The organism is Allobosea sp. OK403, assembly GCF_900113835.1.
Taxonomy (GTDB): Bacteria; Pseudomonadota; Alphaproteobacteria; order Rhizobiales; family Beijerinckiaceae; genus Allobosea.
In genome coordinates this window covers 890,825-911,176 of sequence record NZ_FOQV01000003.1, presented here as the reverse complement: position 1 = coordinate 911,176, position 20,352 = coordinate 890,825, and the positions used below count along the sequence as shown (strand labels likewise).

Annotated in this window: 22 protein-coding genes; 12 read left to right on the top strand and 10 right to left on the bottom strand. The window is 65.7% G+C overall.

The genetic code is table 11. From position 1 onward, the window contains the following. Position 1 precedes the first annotated feature (1 nt). Positions 2–1,258 carry a TIGR03862 family flavoprotein gene (locus tag BMZ97_RS15520; protein ID WP_092171007.1) on the top strand — a complete coding sequence of 419 codons (1,257 nt, stop codon included), beginning with the start codon at positions 2–4 and terminating at the stop codon, positions 1,256–1,258. A 249-nt stretch (positions 1,259–1,507) separates the two neighbouring features. On the opposite strand, the gene BMZ97_RS15515 is transcribed toward BMZ97_RS15520, so the two are convergent. The 3 genes from BMZ97_RS15515 to BMZ97_RS15505 form a co-directional block, all read right to left on the bottom strand. Further along, positions 1,508–1,858: a hypothetical protein gene (locus BMZ97_RS15515; protein ID WP_092171004.1), complete on the bottom strand. Its 351-nt coding sequence runs from the start codon at positions 1,856–1,858 to the stop codon at positions 1,508–1,510. Beyond that, positions 1,851–2,495, bottom strand: a complete 645-nt coding sequence (locus tag BMZ97_RS15510) for an acyl-homoserine-lactone synthase (RefSeq protein WP_092171001.1) — start codon at positions 2,493–2,495, stop codon at positions 1,851–1,853. The genes BMZ97_RS15515 and BMZ97_RS15510 overlap by 8 nt, the downstream gene beginning before the upstream one ends. A gap of 99 nt (positions 2,496–2,594) precedes the next feature. After that, positions 2,595–3,323: a helix-turn-helix transcriptional regulator gene (locus BMZ97_RS15505; protein WP_092170999.1), complete on the bottom strand. Its 729-nt coding sequence runs from the start codon at positions 3,321–3,323 to the stop codon at positions 2,595–2,597. A 301-nt stretch (positions 3,324–3,624) separates the two neighbouring features. On the opposite strand from BMZ97_RS15505, the gene uvrB reads away from it, so the two are divergent. After that, complete coding sequence (gene uvrB, locus BMZ97_RS15500) at positions 3,625–6,276, top strand: excinuclease ABC subunit UvrB (protein ID WP_092170996.1); 2,652 nt, start codon at positions 3,625–3,627, stop codon at positions 6,274–6,276. A 491-nt stretch (positions 6,277–6,767) separates the two neighbouring features. On the opposite strand, the gene BMZ97_RS15495 is transcribed toward uvrB, so the two are convergent. The 3 genes from BMZ97_RS15495 to BMZ97_RS15485 all read right to left on the bottom strand — a co-directional run bounded on the left by BMZ97_RS15495 (position 6,768) and on the right by BMZ97_RS15485 (position 8,828). Then, the gene (locus tag BMZ97_RS15495; protein WP_092170993.1) at positions 6,768–7,043 is read right to left on the bottom strand and encodes a hypothetical protein; all 276 of its coding nucleotides are present in this window, start codon (positions 7,041–7,043) and stop codon (positions 6,768–6,770) included. A gap of 198 nt (positions 7,044–7,241) precedes the next feature. Further along, positions 7,242–8,291 carry a 2-dehydropantoate 2-reductase gene (locus BMZ97_RS15490; RefSeq protein ID WP_092170989.1) on the bottom strand — a complete coding sequence of 350 codons (1,050 nt, stop codon included), beginning with the start codon at positions 8,289–8,291 and terminating at the stop codon, positions 7,242–7,244. A 150-nt stretch (positions 8,292–8,441) separates the two neighbouring features. Further along, a complete protein-coding gene (locus BMZ97_RS15485) occupies positions 8,442–8,828 on the bottom strand; it encodes a SpoIIAA family protein (RefSeq protein ID WP_092170986.1) in 387 nt (128 codons plus the stop codon). A 288-nt stretch (positions 8,829–9,116) separates the two neighbouring features. Here BMZ97_RS15485 and BMZ97_RS15480 point away from each other — a divergent pair, with 288 nt between their 5' ends. After that, positions 9,117–9,410, top strand: a complete 294-nt coding sequence (locus BMZ97_RS15480; protein WP_092170983.1) for a hypothetical protein — start codon at positions 9,117–9,119, stop codon at positions 9,408–9,410. Between the two features lie 542 nt (positions 9,411–9,952). After that, positions 9,953–10,975, top strand: a complete 1,023-nt coding sequence (locus BMZ97_RS15475) for an amino acid ABC transporter substrate-binding protein (RefSeq protein ID WP_092170981.1) — start codon at positions 9,953–9,955, stop codon at positions 10,973–10,975. A 144-nt stretch (positions 10,976–11,119) separates the two neighbouring features. Here BMZ97_RS15475 and BMZ97_RS15470 read toward each other — a convergent pair whose 3' ends face one another. Continuing rightward, a complete protein-coding gene (locus BMZ97_RS15470) occupies positions 11,120–11,821 on the bottom strand; it encodes a hypothetical protein (RefSeq protein ID WP_092170978.1) in 702 nt (233 codons plus the stop codon). A 196-nt stretch (positions 11,822–12,017) separates the two neighbouring features. Between BMZ97_RS15470 and BMZ97_RS15465 the strand changes: the two genes are divergently transcribed. Continuing rightward, positions 12,018–12,650, top strand: coding sequence for a glutathione S-transferase family protein (locus BMZ97_RS15465; RefSeq protein WP_092170975.1), 633 nt, complete (start codon positions 12,018–12,020; stop codon positions 12,648–12,650). A 409-nt stretch (positions 12,651–13,059) separates the two neighbouring features. Further along, positions 13,060–14,298, top strand: a complete 1,239-nt coding sequence (locus tag BMZ97_RS15460; RefSeq protein ID WP_244546420.1) for a multidrug effflux MFS transporter — start codon at positions 13,060–13,062, stop codon at positions 14,296–14,298. A 186-nt stretch (positions 14,299–14,484) separates the two neighbouring features. Here the strand turns inward: BMZ97_RS15460 and BMZ97_RS15455 are convergent, their stop codons facing one another. Further along, positions 14,485–14,694, bottom strand: coding sequence for a cold-shock protein (locus BMZ97_RS15455; protein WP_054210450.1), 210 nt, complete (start codon positions 14,692–14,694; stop codon positions 14,485–14,487). 217 nt (positions 14,695–14,911) lie between these two features. On the opposite strand from BMZ97_RS15455, the gene BMZ97_RS15450 reads away from it, so the two are divergent. Both BMZ97_RS15450 and BMZ97_RS15445 read left to right on the top strand, forming a co-directional pair. Continuing rightward, a complete protein-coding gene (locus BMZ97_RS15450) occupies positions 14,912–15,598 on the top strand; it encodes a fumarylacetoacetate hydrolase family protein (RefSeq protein WP_092170972.1) in 687 nt (228 codons plus the stop codon). A 47-nt stretch (positions 15,599–15,645) separates the two neighbouring features. Then, the gene (locus BMZ97_RS15445; RefSeq protein ID WP_092170969.1) at positions 15,646–16,575 is read left to right on the top strand and encodes a dihydrodipicolinate synthase family protein; all 930 of its coding nucleotides are present in this window, start codon (positions 15,646–15,648) and stop codon (positions 16,573–16,575) included. A gap of 102 nt (positions 16,576–16,677) precedes the next feature. Here BMZ97_RS15445 and BMZ97_RS15440 read toward each other — a convergent pair whose 3' ends face one another. Continuing rightward, positions 16,678–17,175 (bottom strand): copper chaperone PCu(A)C, encoded by a 498-nt coding sequence (locus BMZ97_RS15440; RefSeq protein WP_092171514.1) that lies wholly within the window; start codon positions 17,173–17,175, stop codon positions 16,678–16,680. A gap of 102 nt (positions 17,176–17,277) precedes the next feature. Then, on the bottom strand, positions 17,278–17,679 hold the full coding sequence (locus tag BMZ97_RS15435; protein ID WP_139221227.1) for a hypothetical protein: 402 nt from the start codon (positions 17,677–17,679) through the stop codon (positions 17,278–17,280). Between the two features lie 436 nt (positions 17,680–18,115). Between BMZ97_RS15435 and BMZ97_RS15430 the strand changes: the two genes are divergently transcribed. From BMZ97_RS15430 to BMZ97_RS15420, 4 genes are read left to right on the top strand one after another with little or no spacing between them, the layout of a single operon-like run. Next, complete coding sequence (locus tag BMZ97_RS15430) at positions 18,116–18,379, top strand: hypothetical protein (RefSeq protein WP_092171511.1); 264 nt, start codon at positions 18,116–18,118, stop codon at positions 18,377–18,379. A 12-nt stretch (positions 18,380–18,391) separates the two neighbouring features. Beyond that, on the top strand, positions 18,392–18,562 hold the full coding sequence (locus BMZ97_RS31265) for a hypothetical protein (protein ID WP_175525570.1): 171 nt from the start codon (positions 18,392–18,394) through the stop codon (positions 18,560–18,562). Positions 18,563–18,569: 7 nt separating this feature from the next. Then, complete coding sequence (locus BMZ97_RS15425) at positions 18,570–19,676, top strand: methionine ABC transporter ATP-binding protein (RefSeq protein WP_092170962.1); 1,107 nt, start codon at positions 18,570–18,572, stop codon at positions 19,674–19,676. Next, the gene (locus tag BMZ97_RS15420) at positions 19,666–20,331 is read left to right on the top strand and encodes a methionine ABC transporter permease (protein ID WP_092170959.1); all 666 of its coding nucleotides are present in this window, start codon (positions 19,666–19,668) and stop codon (positions 20,329–20,331) included. The genes BMZ97_RS15425 and BMZ97_RS15420 overlap by 11 nt, the downstream gene beginning before the upstream one ends. The last annotated feature ends 21 nt before the right edge of the window (positions 20,332–20,352 follow it).

Genomic DNA, 20,352 nt, shown 5'->3' with positions numbered 1-20,352 from the left:
CATGCCGACATCCGACATCGCGATCATCGGCGCAGGCCCCTCCGGCCTGATCGCCGCCGAGCGGCTGTCCGCCGCCGGCCACGCCGTTACGGTCTATGACCGCATGCCCTCGCCGGCGCGCAAATTCCTGCTTGCCGGCCGCGGCGGGCTGAACCTGACGCATTCCGAACCGCTGGATCAGTTCCTGACGCGCTATCGCGGCGCGCAGGCCTGGCTCGAACCGGCAATCCGCGCCTTCCCGCCCCAGGCTTTGCGTGACTGGGCCGATGGGCTCGGCGCCGACAGCTTCATCGGTACGAGCGGGCGCGTCTTTCCTAGAGCGATGAAGGCCTCGCCTCTGCTGCGTGCCTGGCTGCGTCGGCTGGAGGGGCAGGGCGTCAAACTCGCATCGGGCATGCGCTGGACCGGCTGGAGCGCCGACGGCGCGCTCGCCTTCCAGACCCGCGACGGCGCGGTCGAAACGATCCGGCCCGGCGCGACCCTGCTGGCACTCGGCGGCGCGAGCTGGCCGCGCCTCGGTTCCGATGGCGGTTGGGTGCCGCTGCTCGCGGCTCGTGGCGTCGCCATCGCGCCATTGTTGCCCGCCAATGGCGGCTTCACCGTCGCCTGGTCGGCGATGATGCGCGAGCGCTTCAGTGGCGCGCCGCTGAAGCGCATCGTCATCCGCTTCGGTGAGCGTCAGGCCACCGGCGAGGCGATGATCGATGCCGACGGCATCGAGGGCGGTGCGGTCTATGCACTGTCGGGCCTGCTGCGTGAGGCGATCCTGCGCGAGGGCAGGGCGGTGGTCACGCTCGATCTGCGGCCCGACATGGAGACGGCGCGCCTGGTTGAGCGTCTGGCGAAGCGCCGCAAGGGCGAGACCTTGAGCAATCATCTGCGCAAGGCGGCGGGTCTGTCGCCGGCTGCGATCGCGCTTCTGCGCGAGGCGAGCCCGCGCTTGCCTGAGGACGCAGCGGCCTTGGCGGCACTGATCAAGGCCGCTCCTCTCACGCTCACTGGCCTCGCTCCGATCACGCGCGCGATTTCGAGCGCCGGCGGCATCGAAGCTGGCGCGGTCGCCCCCGATTTCATGCTGAAGGCGCTGCCCGGCGTCTTCGTCGCCGGCGAGATGCTGGATTGGGAAGCCCCGACCGGCGGCTACCTGCTGCAGGCCTGCTTCGCCACCGGCGTCGCGGCGGCGGCGGGAATGGAGGCTTGGCTGAAACAGGGACAGGTTGGGCGCGGGGAACCCTTCTCCTGCATCGAAGTCGGGTAGACCCGACTTCGACACCCTGAGTGCTGAACTCGGGCAAGCCCGAGTTCAGTGAGAAGGGCAGGGATGAGGTGTCGGCCCCTTGACCAGCAAAGAGCCGAGCCAACCACACGCAACGGTAAGGCTGCGCTCCACGCGGAAAACGGCCGACACCTCACCCTACCCTCTCCTTACAGGAGAGGGTTCTCTGTCGAGGTTTCGCCACCCACCAACACAGGAGAGGGGTTTCCCGCCGGCCTCGGAAAGTGGACTTTACGCGTCGTGAGGTGAGGCCACCCCGCGCTCGTGGTCCCGGGTCCGCTCGTAGATGGCGCCGAGATCATGGCTCACCAGCATGACGGCGTCCTGGCTCAACGGCTTGGCCTGGACCGCCCCATTGGTCAGCAGGAAGAGCTGCACCAGCGCCGAGCGTCCCGCTTCGTCCAGGCCCATGACCTGCGTCAGCAGCCAGAGGTCGTCGGGGAGGTCGAAATGGGATGCGACCTCCAGCAGCGGGGTGTAGCGCCGGTGCCGTTCCATCAGTGTCATCAGGGTCGCCAGCGCGTTTCCGAGGTCTTGCCGTTCCTCGGAGGACAAGGCCGAATAGCTGTGCTCGTCAAACATGGTTGGTTCGCCTTTCCTCGATGATGCGCGGCCCATGCCGCCGGTCGACCAGTGTCGGGGCCGCAATCCGCTTGAATGCCAGCGTGTTGCGCCAGGCTTCTTCGGTCACGCTGATCATCGTGCCGATGCAGGACATGCCGTCGATCATCGTCGGCAGGCCGAGCGGCTTGACCTCCCAGCCGAGCTCCAGGAAGCGCGGCATCCACCAGGTTTCCATCACGACGGTGATCGCGCTGAAATTCTGCTCCAGGCAGTATTCGAGCATGCCGGCGAGGACGCTGTGCAGCACGGTGGATTCGCGGCCGCGATACTCGGGAACCACGAAGATCCGGGTCCATTCGACGATGTCGGGGCCGCGCTGCAGGCCGCGGATATTGGCGAGGAAGGGAAAGACCTCGCTCATCAGATGCGGGCAGAGCGTCGGCACGAGGCGGGAGCCCCCGATCACCTTGCCCTCCTTCAGCGCTAGCAGATAGACCGCGTCCTCGGTGTCGAATTGGTCGACCTCGCGTCCGTCGGGGCGCTCCAGCTCCATCCAGCGGCGCTCCTCGACATAGATGCGGTGCCGGATGCGGAAATGTTCCTCGATCTGGTCGGCATAGAGCCGACGATTGGAGGCGTCGATGATGTGAATCATGTGCTCTTCCCCAGCGGCGTGAGGAAGAATTTTCTGCCTATCCGCGCCGGGCGGAATCCCGGTTTTCCGGGAGTGCCAACGCTTTCGCCGGGCTATAAACTAAAGCTGGATCTCGCCGCGCAGATGCGCCTCGACCACCGTGCGCGTGCGGCCCCGGGCGCCGAGCTTGCGGGCGGCGTTCTGGTAATGCGCCTCGACGGTTCCGGCGCGGATATTGAGCACTTCCGCGACGCCCTCGGTCGATTTGCCGACAGCCATCCAGGTCAGGACCTCGCGCTCCCGCACGGTGAGGCAATGGCCCCGGTTGCCATGCATGGCGGCCTCGGCCTTGGCATGGGCATAGAGCGACATCAGGTGGATGGCCGAGCGGGACGGCCGCGAAAGGTCGGGCCTGTCGCCGGCCATGGTGACGACGGCCTTGAAGCCGTCCTCATTGTGGATCGGCACGCAGAAGCCGTGGACCATCTTGAAGTCGCTGGCGCGCCGCATGATCTCCTGCTGGCGCGCGCTGGCGACCTCCTGGCGATAGACCTCGTCCCAGACGAAAGGGTTCATCGTGGTCTTGCAATGCGCCGCGATCGGGTCGTCATCGGCGTAGTTCTGCCGGACATAGAGCTCGAACCAGCCATCGGGCCAGCCATTCAGCAGCACGAGCGGGGCGATCCTGTCGCCGGTCTCCGGCAGGCCGGTGATCAGGAAGGCGTGGAAGCCGAAGCTGGCGAGCTTGTCGCGCAGCGAGGTGATGATCGTCTGCGGGTCGTTGAGGCGCGTCAGCACATCGATGAAATCGAGCGCGTCTCGTCCGGCGTCGAAGTGTTGTCCCGACATGAACGGTCCCCAATGGCCGTATTATAGCCGCATTCTTGCAGCGCGTCTCGGGGAGTCAATGCCTCCTGCGCAAGACCGAGCCTCTAGAGACGGATTCAGATCTCAGAGTCAGAGCAGGATGCGAAAAACCGGTTCCCACTTTTTCGCATCCTGCTCGATGCGGAACCGGCTCTGCGCGCAAGGTACGGCAGGGCGCGCCGCACGGCGCAGCCTTTTCCTCCTGCCATCTCCTGTCAGCTGTGCGGCCCGCCATGCGCCCGTCCCTCTCGCGCTTGGGCGGCTTCCGTCCCATATTGCCGTCATGTCCAAAACCTCCACTCCTGACGCCAAGACGAAGCCCGCGAAAAAACCCGCCAGCGCGCGCACGCCCAATTCCAAGGCCTCGCGCCAGGAATTGAAGCCGCTGGAAGGCTACCTCGCCGATCTGCTCAACCCGGCGATCAACCGCGGCAATGCGGTCCCGGGCGGCGCCGCCGGCTTTTCCGACGCGCCGCAGGCCGGTTACGAAACGCGCCCCGGCGATGGCGCGCCGAAGAAGAAGATCGGCAAGAAGGCCGATTCCGCCTTTGACGGCGTCGAGGGCGAGACCGCTGCGAGCCTGACGGCGCAGTCGCTGCAGATGCTGCTGGAGACCGGCAGCCCCTTCATCGATCCCGGCAAGGCCTGGACGCCGCATCGCCCGCCGCGCCCCGACAAATCCGAAGGCGGCATCCGCTTCCGCATGAATTCGGAATATGAGCCCGCCGGCGACCAGCCGACCGCGATTGCCGATCTCGTCGACGGCATCTCGCGCCAGGAGCGCGACCAGGTGCTCCTGGGCGTCACCGGCTCCGGCAAGACCTTCACCATGGCGCAGGTCATCGAGAAGACGCAGCGTCCCGCCCTGATCCTGGCGCCGAACAAGACGCTGGCCGCGCAGCTCTATGGCGAGTTCAAGAGCTTCTTCCCCGACAATGCGGTCGAGTATTTCGTCTCCTATTACGACTACTACCAGCCCGAGGCCTATGTGCCGCGCTCGGACACTTTCATCGAGAAGGAAAGCTCGATCAACGAGCAGATCGACCGCATGCGCCACTCCGCCACGCGCTCGCTGCTGGAGCGCGACGACGTCATCATCGTAGCCAGCGTCTCCTGCATCTACGGTATCGGCTCGGTCGAGACCTATACGGCGATGACCTTCGGCATCAAGCTGGGCGAGCGCATCGAGCAGCGCCAGCTCATCGCCGATCTCGTCGCCCTGCAATACAAGCGCACCCTTGGCGATTTCGCCCGCGGCTCCTTCCGCGTGCGCGGCGATGTCATCGAACTCTTCCCGGCCCACTATGAGGACCGCGCCTGGCGCATCGGCCTGTTCGGCGACGAGGTCGAGCAGATCTCGGAGTTCGACCCGCTCACTGGCCAGAAGACCGCCGACCTCGAATTCGTCAAGGTCTACGGCAATTCGCACTACACCACGCCGCGCCCGACGCTGACCCAGGCCGTCAAGTCGATCAAGGAGGAGCTGCGCGGCCGCCTCGACGAGCTCAACAAGATGGGCCGCTATCTCGAGGCGCAGCGTCTCGACCAGCGCTGCACCTTCGACATCGAGATGATCGAGGCCACCGGCTCCTGCAACGGCATCGAGAACTATTCGCGCTATCTCACCGGCCGCAAGCCGGGCGAGCCGCCGCCGACCTTGTTCGAATATCTGCCCGACAATGCGCTGGTCTTCACCGATGAGAGCCATGTCACCGTGCCGCAGATCGGCGGCATGTATCGCGGCGACTTTCGGCGCAAGGCGACTTTGGCGGAATACGGCTTCCGCCTGCCCTCCTGCATGGACAACCGGCCGTTGCGCTTCGAGGAATGGGACGCGATGCGCCCGCAATCGGTGCATGTCTCGGCGACACCCGGCAATTGGGAGATGGAGCGCACCGGCGGCGTCTTCACCGAGCAGGTCATCCGCCCCACCGGGCTGATCGACCCGCCCGTCGAGATCCGCCCGGCAAAACATCAGGTCGCCGACCTCCTGGATGAGATCAAGGAGGTCTCGGCCAAGGGTTACCGCACCCTCGTCACCGTGCTGACCAAGCGCATGGCCGAGGATTTGACCGAGTACCTCCACGAGAACGGTGTGCGTGTCCGCTACATGCATTCCGACATCGACACGATCGAGCGCATCGAGATCCTGCGCGATCTCCGCCTTGGCGCGTTTGATGTTCTCGTCGGCATCAACCTGCTGCGCGAGGGCCTCGATATTCCCGAATGCGGTTTCGTCGCCATTTTGGACGCCGACAAGGAGGGTTTTCTGCGCTCCGAGACCTCGTTGATCCAGACCATCGGCCGCGCCGCCCGCAATGTCGACGGCCGCGTCATCCTCTATGCCGACCACATCACCGGCTCGATGGAGCGGGCGATGGCCGAGACCTCGCGTCGCCGCGAGAAGCAGGAGGCCTACAACCTCGAACACGGCATCACGCCGCAATCGATCAAGCGCGCCATCGGCGACATCCTGGGCTCGGTCTATGAGCGCGACCATGTCACGGTCGATGCCGGCATGGGCACGCCGCTCGTCGGCCACAACTTCAAGGCGGCCCTGGCCGATCTTGAAAAGCGCATGCGCGAAGCCGCCGCCGACCTCGAATTCGAGACCGCCGCGCGCCTGCGCGACGAGATCAAGCGCCTCCAGGCGACCGAGCTCGCCATCTCCGACGACCCGCTCGCCCGCCAGGGCGACGTCGAGGCCTCAGCCGGCAAATACAAGGGCGAGCGCAGCTATGGTGCCAACGCCAACCTGCCGAGCCGGGCGCGCAAGCCGACCGATGCGGATATGGGGCCGCATAACTGGGGTGGCGGAGAAGCCAAGCCGGTTACCCGCCCGAAGAAGCCGACGCTCGACGAGATGGGCCCAAGGCCGGATTCGCGGCCGTTGGGGGCTGGAGAGGGAAAGGCGAAGAGGCGGGGAAGGCGGTAAGGCCAGGGTCTTTCCACGCGCTTTCTGTCATGGCGGCCACTAGGGTGAGCATGAGAGGCGCGGGGAACCCTTCTCCCGTGTGGGAGAAGGGCAGGGATGAGGGCCCGCCGGTGGTTATTGGAGCGCGACTGCGCCGCTGCGCTTTCTATTGAAAGGGCACACCCTCATCCGGCCCTCCGGGCCACCTTCTCCCATGCGGGAGAAGGAAGACGGCGTCGCGGCTGGGACCAGGGCGCGGGGAACCCTTCTCCTGTAAGGAGAAGGGCAGGGATGAGGTGTCGGCCCCTGGACCAGTAAAGCGCTGAGCTAACCGCTTGCAGCGGAGAGGGCTCGTCCCTTCCGGATAACGGCCTACACCTCACCCTGCCCTCTCCTTACAGGAGAGGGCTCTCTGTCGAAGCTCCGTCGCCATTCAAAACGGGCGTGGGGACACCATCCCCAAAACAAAAAAGGCCCGACCTTGCAGCCGGGCCCTTCCTCAAAGCTGGAGCTTACCAGCGGTCGCGGTCGCGGCGGCCATGGGCCGGGGCCCAGGGTGGCGGGCCGCCACGATGGTGGCCATAGCCGCGACCGTCGCCGCGAAGGCCGCGCCGGGCCTGCATGTCCTGGCGCCGCCGGATTTCCCACATGCGATGCTCGCGGTTGTGCCTGGCATAGCCGACCTCGACTTTGTCGAGTCCGCTCGTGCCGGTGAAGGCCTCGCTCGCTGCCGCTGGCGTCACGGCCGCCCCCAGCGCAATGGCCGCGGCGATCAGAAATAGACGCATGAATTCCTCCGGGTTTTTCTTAATGCCGCAATAGAGCAGGCCAGGTTGAAACGAAGTCTGAACGAAAAAGTTCAGTGCCGTTCATGTTGGGAGCGCCTCTTTCCTTCTCCCACCCATCTCGGGCTTGCCCGAGATGGGCAGCCAAAACTGTCAAAGTCGGCAACAGCCGACTTTGATGCGGGAGAAGGTGAGCGAGCCTCACGCCCCCGGCCCGCCCTCGACCTCGCTTGCCCTGGCGAGCGCCGCCTCCAGCTCCGCCAGCAGCGCCGGGCCGGACCAGGCCGGGCGCTCGGTGCTTGCTTCCGCCGCATGGATCAGCGCCACCAGGCGCGCATTCACCGGGGCTTTGCGACCAAGGCGCGCGGCGAGGCGGACGATCTCGCCATTGATCCAGTCGATCTCGCTCGGCCGGCCGGCGGCAAGATCGTCCGACATCGAGGAGCGCGCCGTCGGGTCGATGGCGAGCATGCGGGCGGCCAGTCGGGCGAAGAGCCAGTCGGGCGTGTCGAGCAGGCGCGGGATCCAGCGCGCCGGTAGCGGCGTCAGCCGGGCCGGGCGCAGGCTGGTTTCGTCGAGGAGCGCCAGCGCCTCCGCCTGGGCCAGCGCCAGGCAGCGCCGATAGGCCCGCAGCGAGAGCTCTTCGCGCAGCGGCCGATCCGCCAGTGCGTTGACGGCATTGTTGAGATTGAGGAGCAGCTTGGCCCATTGCACCGGCAGCATGTCGCGGTGCTGCTCCAGCGGCAGCCCCGCAGTGGCGAAGGCTGGCAGGAAAGGCGCCAGCGCCGCATCCTCGGCGACGACGAGCCTGCCCGCCGAGGCCTGGTGGAAGACGCCCGGACCGGGTGAGACCACGTTGAACGGCACCATGCCGGCGAGAACGGTCCGGCCGGGCAGGGCGGCGCGCAGCGTCTCGGCATGGCCGAGCCCGTTCTGGAAGCTCACCACCAGCGCGCCCGGCCGCAAAACCTGGGCGAGCTCCGCCGCGACCGTGCCCGTCGCCGCGGATTTCACCGTGACCAGAACGAGATCAGCCGTTGCGGCGCCCTCCGCTCCGGTCGCCATGGCGATGCCTGCCGGCGGAACGCGCCAGCGCCCGCCGTGGAGATCAGTCAGCGTCAGCCCATGCTCGGCCAGCTCGTCGGCGCTGCGCGGACGGCCGACGAAGCCGAGATCGGCCCCTTCAGCCAGCAGCCGCCCGCCGATATAGCAGCCGATCGCGCCGGCGCCGTAGACGCAGATCCTGGCCATGCGCTCCCCCGCCCGCCGGGCGACGATAGCCGTTTTCAGGGAGCGGTTGCTAGAGCAGTTTCCGATCCAATTGGATCGGAAACTGCTCTAAGACTTTGTTTTGACGCGTTTTCTTCACGCGAACCGGTATCCACTTCGCTCGAAAACGCTCTACGCCCCCGGCCCGCCCTCGATCTCGCTTGCCCAGGCCAGCGCCGCATCGAATTCCGCCGGCTTGAAGCATTTCAACTCGACATGCGGGATGATCGGATTGGCGATCGCCATGAAGCTCTCGATCCAGCCTTTGTCGGTGACCACCGCCTCGCGCGGAAAGCGCTTCAATCGGCGCACCATACTGAGCCCGTAGCGTGCATCCTTGAGCCCGGCTCGGAAGGTCATGTCCTCGAAACCGGTCAGATCGGCCAGGATGCCGAGCTTTTCGTGGCGCGACAGCCTGCCCTCGATATCGGCGACGACGCCGTCGAGATCGGCCTCCGTCAGCGTGCCCGTCAGGCGATAGGCGGCGACGTGATCCGGCGCGGCGAGAATTTCGAACATGATGGCCTCCCCTGGGAGAAAGGGAAACGCGCCGGCGCGCGAGAGGTTGCGTCGCGATGGCCAAGGGAAGGGTGTTGCGATTCCGGCAATATTTCGTGGTCACCATCGAGAGGTAGAGAAAGAAATCCTAAGTCGAGAACCAAATTAAAATGCTATGCCTATGTCAAAGCTTCGAATTTGGCTTTCATATGAGAATGTTTTTCTTCAGATGGCGGAGATAATGGAACGAAATTATCGCTGAATCGTTCTTCCCGATATGGGCCATTCGGTTCATCAGGGAGAAAAACAATGTTCAAAACCACCCTTACGCTTGCGGCTCTCGGCTTCGCGCTCGCTCTGTCGCCGGTTCAGGCGCAGACCACCGCGCCCGCAACGCCTGCGGCGCCCGCAATGCCGGTGACCTGCACCCAGGCCGAGTTGACCAAGCTGGATACCGACGCTTCCAAGCTGGCGGACGCGACCAAGAAGACCGCAGCCATGAAGGAAATGACCCTGGCCAAGGAGATGATGGCCAAGAAGGACATGAAGGGCTGCACCACCCACATGGACAACGCCATGAAGATGATGCCCAGCAAGAGCTGAGCCCGAGGCGGGCCTCGCCTGCGGCTCGCCGGCACATATCCAGGAAGCGCCCCGCGATCGCTCGCGGGGCGTTTTTCTGTGTGTCTGCTATCGCGGCAGGGCGCGGGGAACCCTTCTCCCGAATCGAAGTCGGGTCTACCGACTTCGACACTCTGAGTGCTGAACCCGGGTATACCCGGGTTCAGTGAGAAGGGCAGGGATGAGGGTGTGCCACCGATTGTCGAGGTTCGACGGACCCGCAGCGCCTCCTGCTGAGAGGGCACACCCTCATCCGGCGCTCCGCGCCACCTTCTCCGGCCCATCTCGGGCTTGCCCGAGATGGGCAACTCAAAGTGTCAAAGTCGGCAACAGCCGACTTTGATGCGGGAGAAGGGAAGAGAGCGTCGCGGCCTTAATGTGCCGGAGGTTGTATGAGGCGCGATCATATTCCCCCGATGAATACGGGCCCGGCAATAATCATAGCATCAGTGATTGACCCTCGGCCCGGGCAGGCGTTTCCTCGAACCTGGCGTCCAAGCTGCGCGCTCACTAGGGGATAAAAAATGGCACGTTACGGGAGAATTCTGGTCGGGTTCCTGCTGGCGCTCGGCCTGTCATATGGCGGGCAGGCGCAAGCCCAGACGCTGAAGGCGATCAAGGCGCGCGGCGTCCTGAATTGCGGCATCGGCACCGGGCTCGCAGGCTTCGGTCTCGCAGATGCGGGCGGCACCTGGAAGGGCGTCAACATCGATTTCTGCAATGCGCTCGCCGCCGCGATCTTCGACGACGCCAGCAAGGTCAAGTTCGTCTCGCTTTCGTCCAAGGATCGCTTCACCGCGCTGCAATCGGGCGAGAGCGACCTGATCGCGGCGACGACGACCTGGACGATGAGCCGCGACACCATCCTCGGCCTGAATTTCCGGGCGGTGTTCTATTATGACGGCCAGGGGTTCATGGTGAAGAAGGCCCTGAACATCAAATCGGCCCGCGAGTTGAGCGGCGCCTCGATCTGCATCCAGCAGGGCACCACGACCGAACTCAACACCGCCGACTATTTCCGCAAGAACAACATGAAGTTCGAGCCGGTGACCTTCGCCACCAACAACGAGGCGACCGAGGCCTATGAGAGCGGCCGCTGCGACGTCTTCACCACGGACCAGTCCGGCCTCTATGCCGAGCGGCTGCGCTTCAAGAACCCGTCCGAGCATGTCGTGCTGCCGGAGACGATCTCGAAGGAGCCGCTCGCCTATGCCGTGCGCCATGGCGACGACCAGTGGTTCGATATCGTCAGCTGGGTCCAGTATGCGCTGGTCACGGCCGAGGAGCTCGAGGTGACGCAGGCCAATGCCGACGAGATGCGCAAGTCGACCAACCCCGACATCCGCCGCCTGCTCGGCGTCGAAGGCTCCTTCGGCCAGGCGCTCGGCCTCGGCAATGACTGGGCCTATAAGGTGATCAAGACCGCCGGCAATTACGGCGAGATCTTCGAGCGCCATCTCGGCCAGCAATCGTCGATGAAGATCGCGCGCGGGCAGAACGCCCTGTGGAGCAATGGCGGCCTGCAATACGCCCCGCCGATCCGCTGAGGGATCCAAGAGCCGGATCCGAAAAAGCGGGAACCGGTTTTTCGCATTGATCCGGCTCTGACGCTTAGATGAGAGCCGGCATGGGGGTAGCGCATCCGCCCGATAAGCGGGGACCGCTTTTCGCGCGGATGCGACATCGAAGCGCTACTTCAACGCGGCCACGATCATCAGGAAGACCAGCACCAGCGCGATCTGCTTCAGGCTCCAGTTCAGGCGCGTCAGGGCCTCGGTCACCGTCTCCTCCGGCTCCTCTTCGGCCGGGGCGAGCGCGGGCGCCGGGGCCGCCGCGCTCCAGGCGATACGCTCGACCAGGCCGCGCGCCGGGGCGCTGCCCTCGTCGTCGGACCCCGGCCCGAGCCGCCAGGCGACGCGGCGCTCGGCAGGTGCGTCGCGCTCCGCCTCGTCGAGCCAGAGGCTCGTGGTGGCGACAAGCGAGAGCCGCCCGGCGCGGCCGGCCTCGACGTCCTGCTTCAGGGCGGAAAAAATCTCGTCGGGCAGCCAGAGCGTGGCGTGATAGCCCGGCTCCTCCTGGCCATGCGCCAGCACGAGCAGCATGCGCACCGCCGTGCCGCCCTCGGGCAAGGCGCGAATCGCGAGCGGCATCTCACCGGCTTCCTCGCTGAGGCCGGCCCGGCCGAGGCTGTCCTCGGGCAGCCTTGCCTGCGCGGCGATCCGGCCGTCATTGGCCAGCGCGCCGTCGCGCAGCGCATAGCCTGACAGCGCGACAAGCCCGCTTGCCTCCAGCGTGAGCCGGCGCGCCGGCGCCTGCACGAAGTGGCCGGGTATGCCGGCGATGGTCATCTTGCCATCCGTGACCGTTGCGCGCTGCGCTGTCGACAAATCCATGAGGCTCCGCGCCGTGTTCGCGGGCAAGGATAGAGCATTGGCCCGAAAAGTGGGAACCGGTTATTCGGGATAAGCCGATGCAAGGTCGAAGCTCTGCCCGAATACGCGGGCTGATGCTGCAACAAAACGCTGCTGACATGGTCGCGCCATCTCGTCGGGCTATGATCCCGGGAACGACAAGACCAGGGAGAACACCATGTCCGACGAGCTCGTGCTCTACACCAACCCGATGTCGCGCGGCCGGATCGCGCGCTGGATGCTGGAGGAGGTGGGGGTGCCCTATCGCGCCGAGATCCTGGGTTTCGGCCCGCCGATGAAGGGCGCCTATAAGGCTGTCAATCCAATGGGCAAGGTGCCGGCGCTGAAGCATGGCGACATGGTCGTCACCGAATGCGCCGCGATCTGCGCCTATCTCGCCGACGCCTTCCCGCAGGCCGGCCTCGCGCCCGCGCCGGGCAGCAAGCTGCGCGGACCCTATTATCGCTGGCTGTTCTTCGGCGCGGGGCCGATGGAGGCGGCGGTGAGTAACAAGGCGCTGGGTTTCGAGGTGCCCGCCGACAGGGCCCGCATGATCGGCTATGGCAGCTTCGCCGACGTCATGGACACGCTTGAGCAGGCGGTGACGGCGGGCGAATTTCTGCTGGGCGAGCATTTCAGCGCGGCCGATGTCTATCTCGGCTCGCAGATCCTCTGGGGCCTGCAATTCGGCTCGATCGAGAAGCGCCCGGCCTTCGAGGCCTATGGCAAGCGCATCTCCGACCGCCCGGCGGCGTTGCGGGCCGACGAGATCGACGACGCCCTGATCGCCGAGCAGCGGAAGCAGGCCTGAAGCGTTTTCGAGCGAAGCGGGCACCGGTTCGCGTGAAGAAAATGCGTTGAGACAAAGCTGCTGGAGCCATTTTCGATCCAGCTGGATCGGAGATTGCTCCGGAGCGTTTTCGAGCGAAGTGGGCACCGGTTCGCGTGAAGAAAACGCGTTGAGACATTGCTCCAGAGCGTTTTCGAGCGAAGTGGGCACCGGTTCGCGTGAAGAAAACGCGTTGAGACAAAGCTGCTGGAGCCATCTTCGATCCGGCTGGATCGGAGATGGCTCCAGCGCGCTTCCCGCTCGGTGCATGACGCGCTGCAGCAAAGCCGGGTTGTCCCGCATTGGCGGAGGGCATAAAACTCGGCGCTCCAGGGGGCAATTGAGCTTTTCCAGATCCGCCTTGCGCGGATGAGCGCCCGCACAGGCTGACATGACCGCAATCGCAGACCCCGCCCTGCCGCGCCACGGCATGAGCTTCCGTTCCTTCGTGACGCTGACCGCCGCCCTGATGGCGACGAACGCGCTCGCGATCGATTCGATGCTGCCGGCTTTGCCCGAAATGGCCGAGACGCTCGGCATCATGGAGGCGAATCACCGGCAATGGATCGTCACCGCCTATCTGCTCGGATTCGGCGTTGCGCAGATCGTCTACGGCACGCTGTCGGACCGTTTCGGCCGCAGGCCCGTGCTGCTCTTCGGCCTCGGCCTCTATGTGCTGGCGAGCATCGCGGCGGCCTTCTCCGGCTCCTTCGAGGCGATGATGTGGGCGCGCGTCGCCCAGGGCATCGGCGCGGCGGCGACGCGCGTGCTTGCGGTCTCGATCGTGCGCGACTGCTATTCCGGTCGCGACATGGCGCGGGTGATGTCGCTCGCCATGATCGTCTTCCTGGCGGTACCGATCCTCGCCCCGTCGATCGGCCAGGCCATCCTCTGGGTCGCGCCCTGGCGCTGGATCTTTGGCGTGCTGACGATCTTCGGCGCCTCGGTGATGCTCTGGGCCGCCTTCAAGCTGCCCGAGACGCTGCATGAGGAGGATCGCAAGCCGATCGAGTTCCACAGCGTCGTCGCTGCCTTCCGCACCACGCTGACGACGCGCGTCGCGGTCGGCTACATGTCGGCCATGGCCTTCGTCATCGGTGGACTGTTCGGTTTCATCAACTCGGCGCAGCAGGTCTTCGTCGACGTCTTCGCGGCGCCACAGCTCTTCACCATCATCTTCGCGCTGATCGCGGGCTTCATGGCGGTGGCCTCGCTGGTGAATTCGCGCATCGTCGTCAGGCTGGGCATGCGCCGGGTCTCGCATGCGGCGCTGCTGGGCTATATCGCCTTCACCGGCACGCATGCGCTGATCGCGCTGGCGGGGCATGAATCGCTCTGGAGCTTCACGGTCCTGCAGGGCGGCGCGATGTTCTGCTTCGGCCTGCTGGCGCCGAATTTCGGCGCGCTCGCCATGGACCCGCTCGGCCATGTCGCGGGCACGGCCTCCTCGGTGCAGGGCTTCGTCACCACGGTCGGCGGCGCGCTGATCGGCTTCTATATCGGCCAGCATTTCGACGGCACGGTGGTGCCGCTGACGCTGGGCTTCTCGCTGTGCGGGTTGGCCGCGCTGGGGATCGTGCTGGTGGCGGAGAAGGGCCGGCTGTTTCGGCCGGCGCCAGGTCGCAGCTAACTACCGGGTCGCAGCCAACAAGAAGCCGCCGCGAAAATCGGGCCATTGGGGCTGGCCCTTGCCCTTCGACCGCCGCCTCTTGGCGACGGGCATGCCGGGAATCGTCTTCAGTCCTGGTAGATCGATAGAGATTCGCATTGGCTCGGGAAGCGACGCCGCCGATCGGCCTCCCGTCTAGGGGTTGTCTCACGCAGTCTTGAGATTGACCGCCGAGGACTTGCCGGTCTTGCGGTCGGCCTCGAGATCGTAGCTGATCTTCTGACCTTCGTTCAGGCCGCGCATGCCAGAGCGCTCGACCGCGCTGATATGCACGAAAACATCGCTGCCGCCCTGATCAGGCGTGATGAATCCGTAGCCCTTGGTTTCGTTGAACCATTTCACGGTACCCGTGCTCACGTGCTGTTCCTTCAGTCTCAGTTCAGGCCGGCTCATGCCGACCCGGCCATACTGTAGGGGGCAATCCGCTATGGTTGCAATGATGCGCCGCAAAACGCCCTTGCGCCGGTCTTTGCGATGTCGCAGATGCAGCCCCGTCCCGAGAGTCGAGGCCCTTGCCCCGCACGCCCCACTCCCGCATGAACGGCAGCGGAAATATCCGAAGGAGCCCCGAGCCATGACGAATTACGTGATCGATCCGCCTGCCGTCACCGCGGTGCCGGTCGCCGGCGGCGGGCTCTTCCCCGTGCGCCGGGTCTTCTGCGTCGGCAGGAACTATGCCGAGCATACCCGCGAGATGGGCGGCGATCCCGATCGTGAGGAGCCGTTCTTCTTCACCAAGCCGGCCGACGCTCTGCTGATCAACGGCGCCGACATGCCTTATCCGACCAAGACCAAGGACCTGCACCACGAGATGGAGCTGGTCGTGGCGATCGGCACCGGCGGACATGACATCCCCGAGGCCGAGGCGCTGAACCATGTCTATGGCTATGCCGCCGGGCTCGACATGACGCGGCGCGACCTGCAGGCCGCCGCCAAGAAGACCGGCAAGCCCTGGGACATGAGCAAGGGCTTCGACCTTTCGGGGCCGATCGGCGAGATCGCGCCGGCGAGCCATGTCGGCCATCCCAGCGCCGGCAAGATCGAGCTCGTCGTCAATGGCGTGCCTCGCCAGAGCTCGGACCTCGCCAAGATGATCTGGAGCGTGCCTGAGACGATCGCCTATCTGTCGGGCCTCGTCGTGCTCGCGCCCGGCGACCTGATCTTCACGGGCACGCCCGAGGGCGTCGCGGCGGTGGTCAAGGGCGACGTGCTGGAAGGCGAGATCGCCGGCATCGGCAGCGTGCGCACCCGCATCGTCTGAGAGCCGAATCGAAGTCCATCGACACAATCCATCCGAAAGCCAGAATCATGAGCCTGACCCCCGACGCCAGCGGCGTCTTCCCGATCGCGCCGACGCCGTTCAATCCCGACGGTACGATCGACTGGACCTCGACCGAGCGCCTGTTTGAATTCTACGATCGAATCGGCTCGGACGGCACGACGGTGCTCGGCATCATGGGCGAGGCGCCCAAGCTCGAGCCGGAGGAATCGGTCGGCATCGTCAAGATCGCCGTCGCCAAGATGCCCGGAAAGCCGGTCATCGTCGGCGTCTCCGCGCCGGGCTTTGCCGCCATGCGCTCGCTGGCGCGCCAGTCGATGGAGCTCGGCGCGGCCGGCGTGATGATCGCGCCGCCGCCATCCCTGCGCACCGACGACCAGATCGTCGGCTATTACGCCCAGGCCGTGGAGGCGATCGGCACCGACATCCCCTTCGTCATCCAGGACTACCCGCTGACGCTCTCGGTGATCATGACGCCGGCGGTGATCCGCAAGATCGTCATGGACCACCCCTCTTGCGTAATGCTGAAGCATGAGGACTGGCCGGGGCTGGAGAAGATATCGGCGCTGCGCAAGTTCCAGGCCGAGGGCTCGCTGCGGCCGATCTCGATCCTGACCGGCAATGGCGGCATGTTCCTCGATTTCGAGATGGAGCGCGGCGCCGACGGCGCGATGACCGGCTACGCTTTCCCGGAATTGCTGATCGATGTGGTCAAGCTGCAGAAGGCCGGCCAACGCGACGCCGCCCACGACATCTTCGACGCGCATCTGCCGCTGCTGCGTTATGAACAGCAGCTCGGCGTCGGCCTCGCCGTGCGCAAATACACCATGATGAAGCGCGGCATCCTCGCCAGCGACGCCCAGCGCAAGCCGGGTTCGTCGATCTCGGCCAAGGCGAAGACCGAGGTCGACTACCTGCTGGCGCGCGTCGCGAAGACCGATCCGCGCGCCAAGGTGTGAGGCATCAAGCGCGGGGAACCCCTCTCCCGCATCGAAGTCGGGTAGACCCGACTTCGATGCGGGAGAGGGGTTCCCCGCGCTCTTGCTTTTGCGGCCTGTGCCTCAGTGCGTATGTCCGCTGGGGTCGGCGGCCTTGGCTCCCATGGCCTCGACCTTGAACGCGACCTCGACCGTGCCGGCCTTCTCGAAGCTCAGCACGCCCTTGAGCATCTCGTTCTGCTTCAGCGGCTGCTTCAGATCCATGAACATGATGTGATAGCCGCCGGGCTTGAACTCGACCTTGGCGCCGGGCGCGACCGCGAGCCCGTTTTCGAGCGGCCGCATGGTCATGATGCCGTCGACCACGGCCATCTCGTGCATTTCGACGCTGTCCGCGAAGGGCACGGAGATCGAGACCAGCCGGTCGGGCGTCGATCCCGTATTCTCGATCGAGAGATAGCCGCCGCCGACCTTCGCGCCGGCGGGCGTGGCGCGCGACCAGGGATGGCCGATCTTGAGCGGGCCGGCCTTGTATTCATGGGCGAAGGCGGCGGCGCTGCTCAATGCCAGCGCGATGGCCGCGAATATGCGCATGATCTTGTTCATCGAAATCGTGTTCATCGAAAAATCCTGAATGGCTGCATCGACCACGCCCGAAGGGCAGGGATGCGAAACGGCAGGGCGATCTGGGGCGCCTGCCCTAATGAAAGCGGATAGGGGCCGTCAGAGACGGAGGAGGGCCGCCGGCGGCGCGCGCGATTGCGGCAAGCCGAACGCGGCCATGCGCGGCGGCGCCGGGATGATGGTTTGAAGGGCAGATGCCTGAACGGCCAACCGGACGATCATGCCCTGCATGGTCGGTGCCGGGCCGGCGATCACCGGATTGACCGGGCAGCCCTTGCAATGCGTCAGCTCGCCGGCAGGCTCTGGTGCGTCAGGTCCGGGAGCACTCAATCCGGAACAGAGCAGCGCGCCGTCGAGGCCGGGATGGGCGAGCGCAGCCGAAGGCGCCAGTCCCGCAGCCAGCACCGCCAGCGCATAGGCGACAGCGAGCCAGGCTCCGAGCGCAGAGCGGCGCAGTCGCGCGAGCAGGGGGGCGAGAGCCGGCATATCGGGCAAATGCACCCGCATCCTCGCACCCGTCAAGCCGCGCACTGTCGCAGTGACGGGCGCAGTGCTTCGGCGATGGATTCTCCGCCGCGACGCCGTTTGCGGGAAAATTCTTTTCTTCCGTCCCGTTTCTTTAAAAGAACGATTGGGTTGACAAAGAGGATATATCCGGCCAAATTACGGCTTGTCATCGGGCTTGGTTCGATGGCCGCGGGGATTTGAGCGAGCAGCTTGCGCCGCGTCACCAAACGCTAAAGCGCCACGACGTGGTCGTGGGCTCCAGTTATGAGGAGAAGACCATGGCTATGCTGACCGTTCGACCTGACGAACCCCGCCTCGCCCGCGATATGGGCTGTTGTCGACGCTGATCCTGCGCTGAAGGCCGGCTCACCGGCTCTCTTCCATCCGTCAGATGTCCATCAAGCGCCGCAAGAGCGGCGGAGGCAGAACCATGTCATACACGCAATCCAGTCACGGCCAGCAGACTCAGGGCTCGCAAGTCCAAGCCTCGCAGGCTTATGTCATCGAGGTCGGCGAGACCCAGGCGGGTCTGGTCAATCGCCGTCCCGACGAGCGCTATTTCACCTTCATTGCCGCATCGGCTGCGTTCCATGCGCTCGAGGGCCATCGCTTCGCCACGCCTGGTGCAGCCGAGCTCGCCGCCCGTCAGCTCGCCGCTCCGCGCCGCCACAGCGCGACGCGGCTGGCAGCCTGACGAGGCCGCCGGATGGGACTGCTCGCCTTTCTCTGGCGCTGGCTGTCGTCCTGGTTCGCCAGGGCGGTGCCTGCGCAGACAGGTCGCGATCCCGCGAATGATGAGGCCCTGCGCCAATCCATCCATGATGTGACGCACGAACAGCTCGGCATTGCCCACTGGTCCTGCCACACCCATTTCTGAGGCCATGATGAACGCCCCCTTGAAACCCGACGCCTTTCGCGTCGGGATCGATATCCCGCCATTGCCTGAGCCGATCATCCGCTTCGAGCGGGTTGGCAAGGTCTTTGCCGGCCGTCGCGGCCAAAGCGAGGTCGAAGCGCTCGCGGGCATCGATCTCGATGTGCCCAAGGGCGCGATCGTCGGCGTCATCGGTCGCTCCGGTGCCGGCAAGTCGACATTGATCCGCTTGGTCAACGGGCTGGAGCGCGCCAGCTCCGGCCGCATTCTGATCGAGGGCGAGGACGTCACCGGCTTGAGCGAGGCCGGCTGGCGGGCGCGGCGCCGCACGACCGGCATGATCTTCCAGCATTTCAACCTGCTCTCCTCGCGCACGGTGTTCGACAATGTCGCGCTGCCTCTGGAGATCGCCGGCACGCCCAGGGCGGAGATCACGACCCAGGTCGAGCGCCTGCTCGATCTCGTCGGCCTCGCCGACAAGCGCGAGCGCTATCCGGCCGAACTGTCCGGCGGCCAGAAGCAGCGTGTCGGCATCGCCCGTGCGCTCGCAACCGAGCCGAAGGTGCTGCTCTGCGACGAGGCGACCTCGGCGCTCGATCCCGAGACGACGCAATCGATCCTGGCGCTGCTCAAGCAGGTCAACCGCGAGCTCGGCGTCACCATCCTGCTGATCACTCACGAGATTCCCGTCATCAAGGAAATCTGCGATCGCGTCGCGGTGATCGAGGGTGGCCGTATCGTCGAGGAGGGCGATACCTTCTCCGTGCTGACGCAGCCCAAGCACCCGACCACGGCGCGTTTCGTCGAGGCGGTGACCGGCGTCGACCTGCCGGCTCATCTCGCCGGCCGTCTGCGCACCGAGCCGCGACCGGGCGATGCCGCGGTGCTGCGCATCACCTTCACCGGCGAGAATGCGACGGCCCCGGTGATCAGCCGGTTGAGCTCGATCATCGGCGTCGACGTCAACATCCTGGCCGGGCGCATCGACGCCATCGCCGGCAAGCCCTTTGGCAGCCTGCTGGTCTCGGTGCCGGCGCGCGAGCCTGAACTCGGCGCCGTGCTCGGCGCGCTGAAAAGCCTCGAACTCAAGGTGGAGGTCATCGGCCATGTCTCCTGACATCATCCGGCTCATCCTCCAGGCCACGGCCGACACGCTGACCATGGTCGCGGTCGCGGCCGGGATCGGCACCTTGCTGGGATTGCCGCTCGGCGTCTTCCTGGCGACGAGCAAGCGCGGCGAATTGTTTGCCGCGCCCTTCGCCAACGCGGTGCTCGGCGCGCTCGTCAACGCCACGCGCTCGACGCCTTTCATCATCCTCGTCGTCGCGATCATCCCGTTCACGCGCTTGCTGGCGGGAACCTCGATCGGCACTGCGGCCGCGATCGTGCCCTTGACGGTCGCCTCCACGCCCTTCATCGCGCGGTTGATCGAGGGGGCGATCCGCGAGGTCGATCAGGGCCTCGTCGAGGCTGCCCGCTCGATGGGCGCGACGCCGGTCCAGATCGTGCGCAAGGTCTTGGTGCCTGAGGCGCTGCCTGCGATCGTGCTGGGGCTCACGCTCGCCATCGTCAGCCTGCTCGGCTTTTCCGCCATGGTCGGCGCGGTCGGCGGCGGCGGGCTCGGCGATCTCGGCATCCGCTACGGCTATCAGCGCTTCATGCCCGATGTCATGGCCGCCGTCGTCGCCGTCCTGATCGTTCTGGTCCAGACCGTCCAGAGCATCGGGGACCGGCTCGCCCGTCACCTCAACAAGCGCCTGCGCCACGCCTGAACCGCTTCACCCCAATCAAAC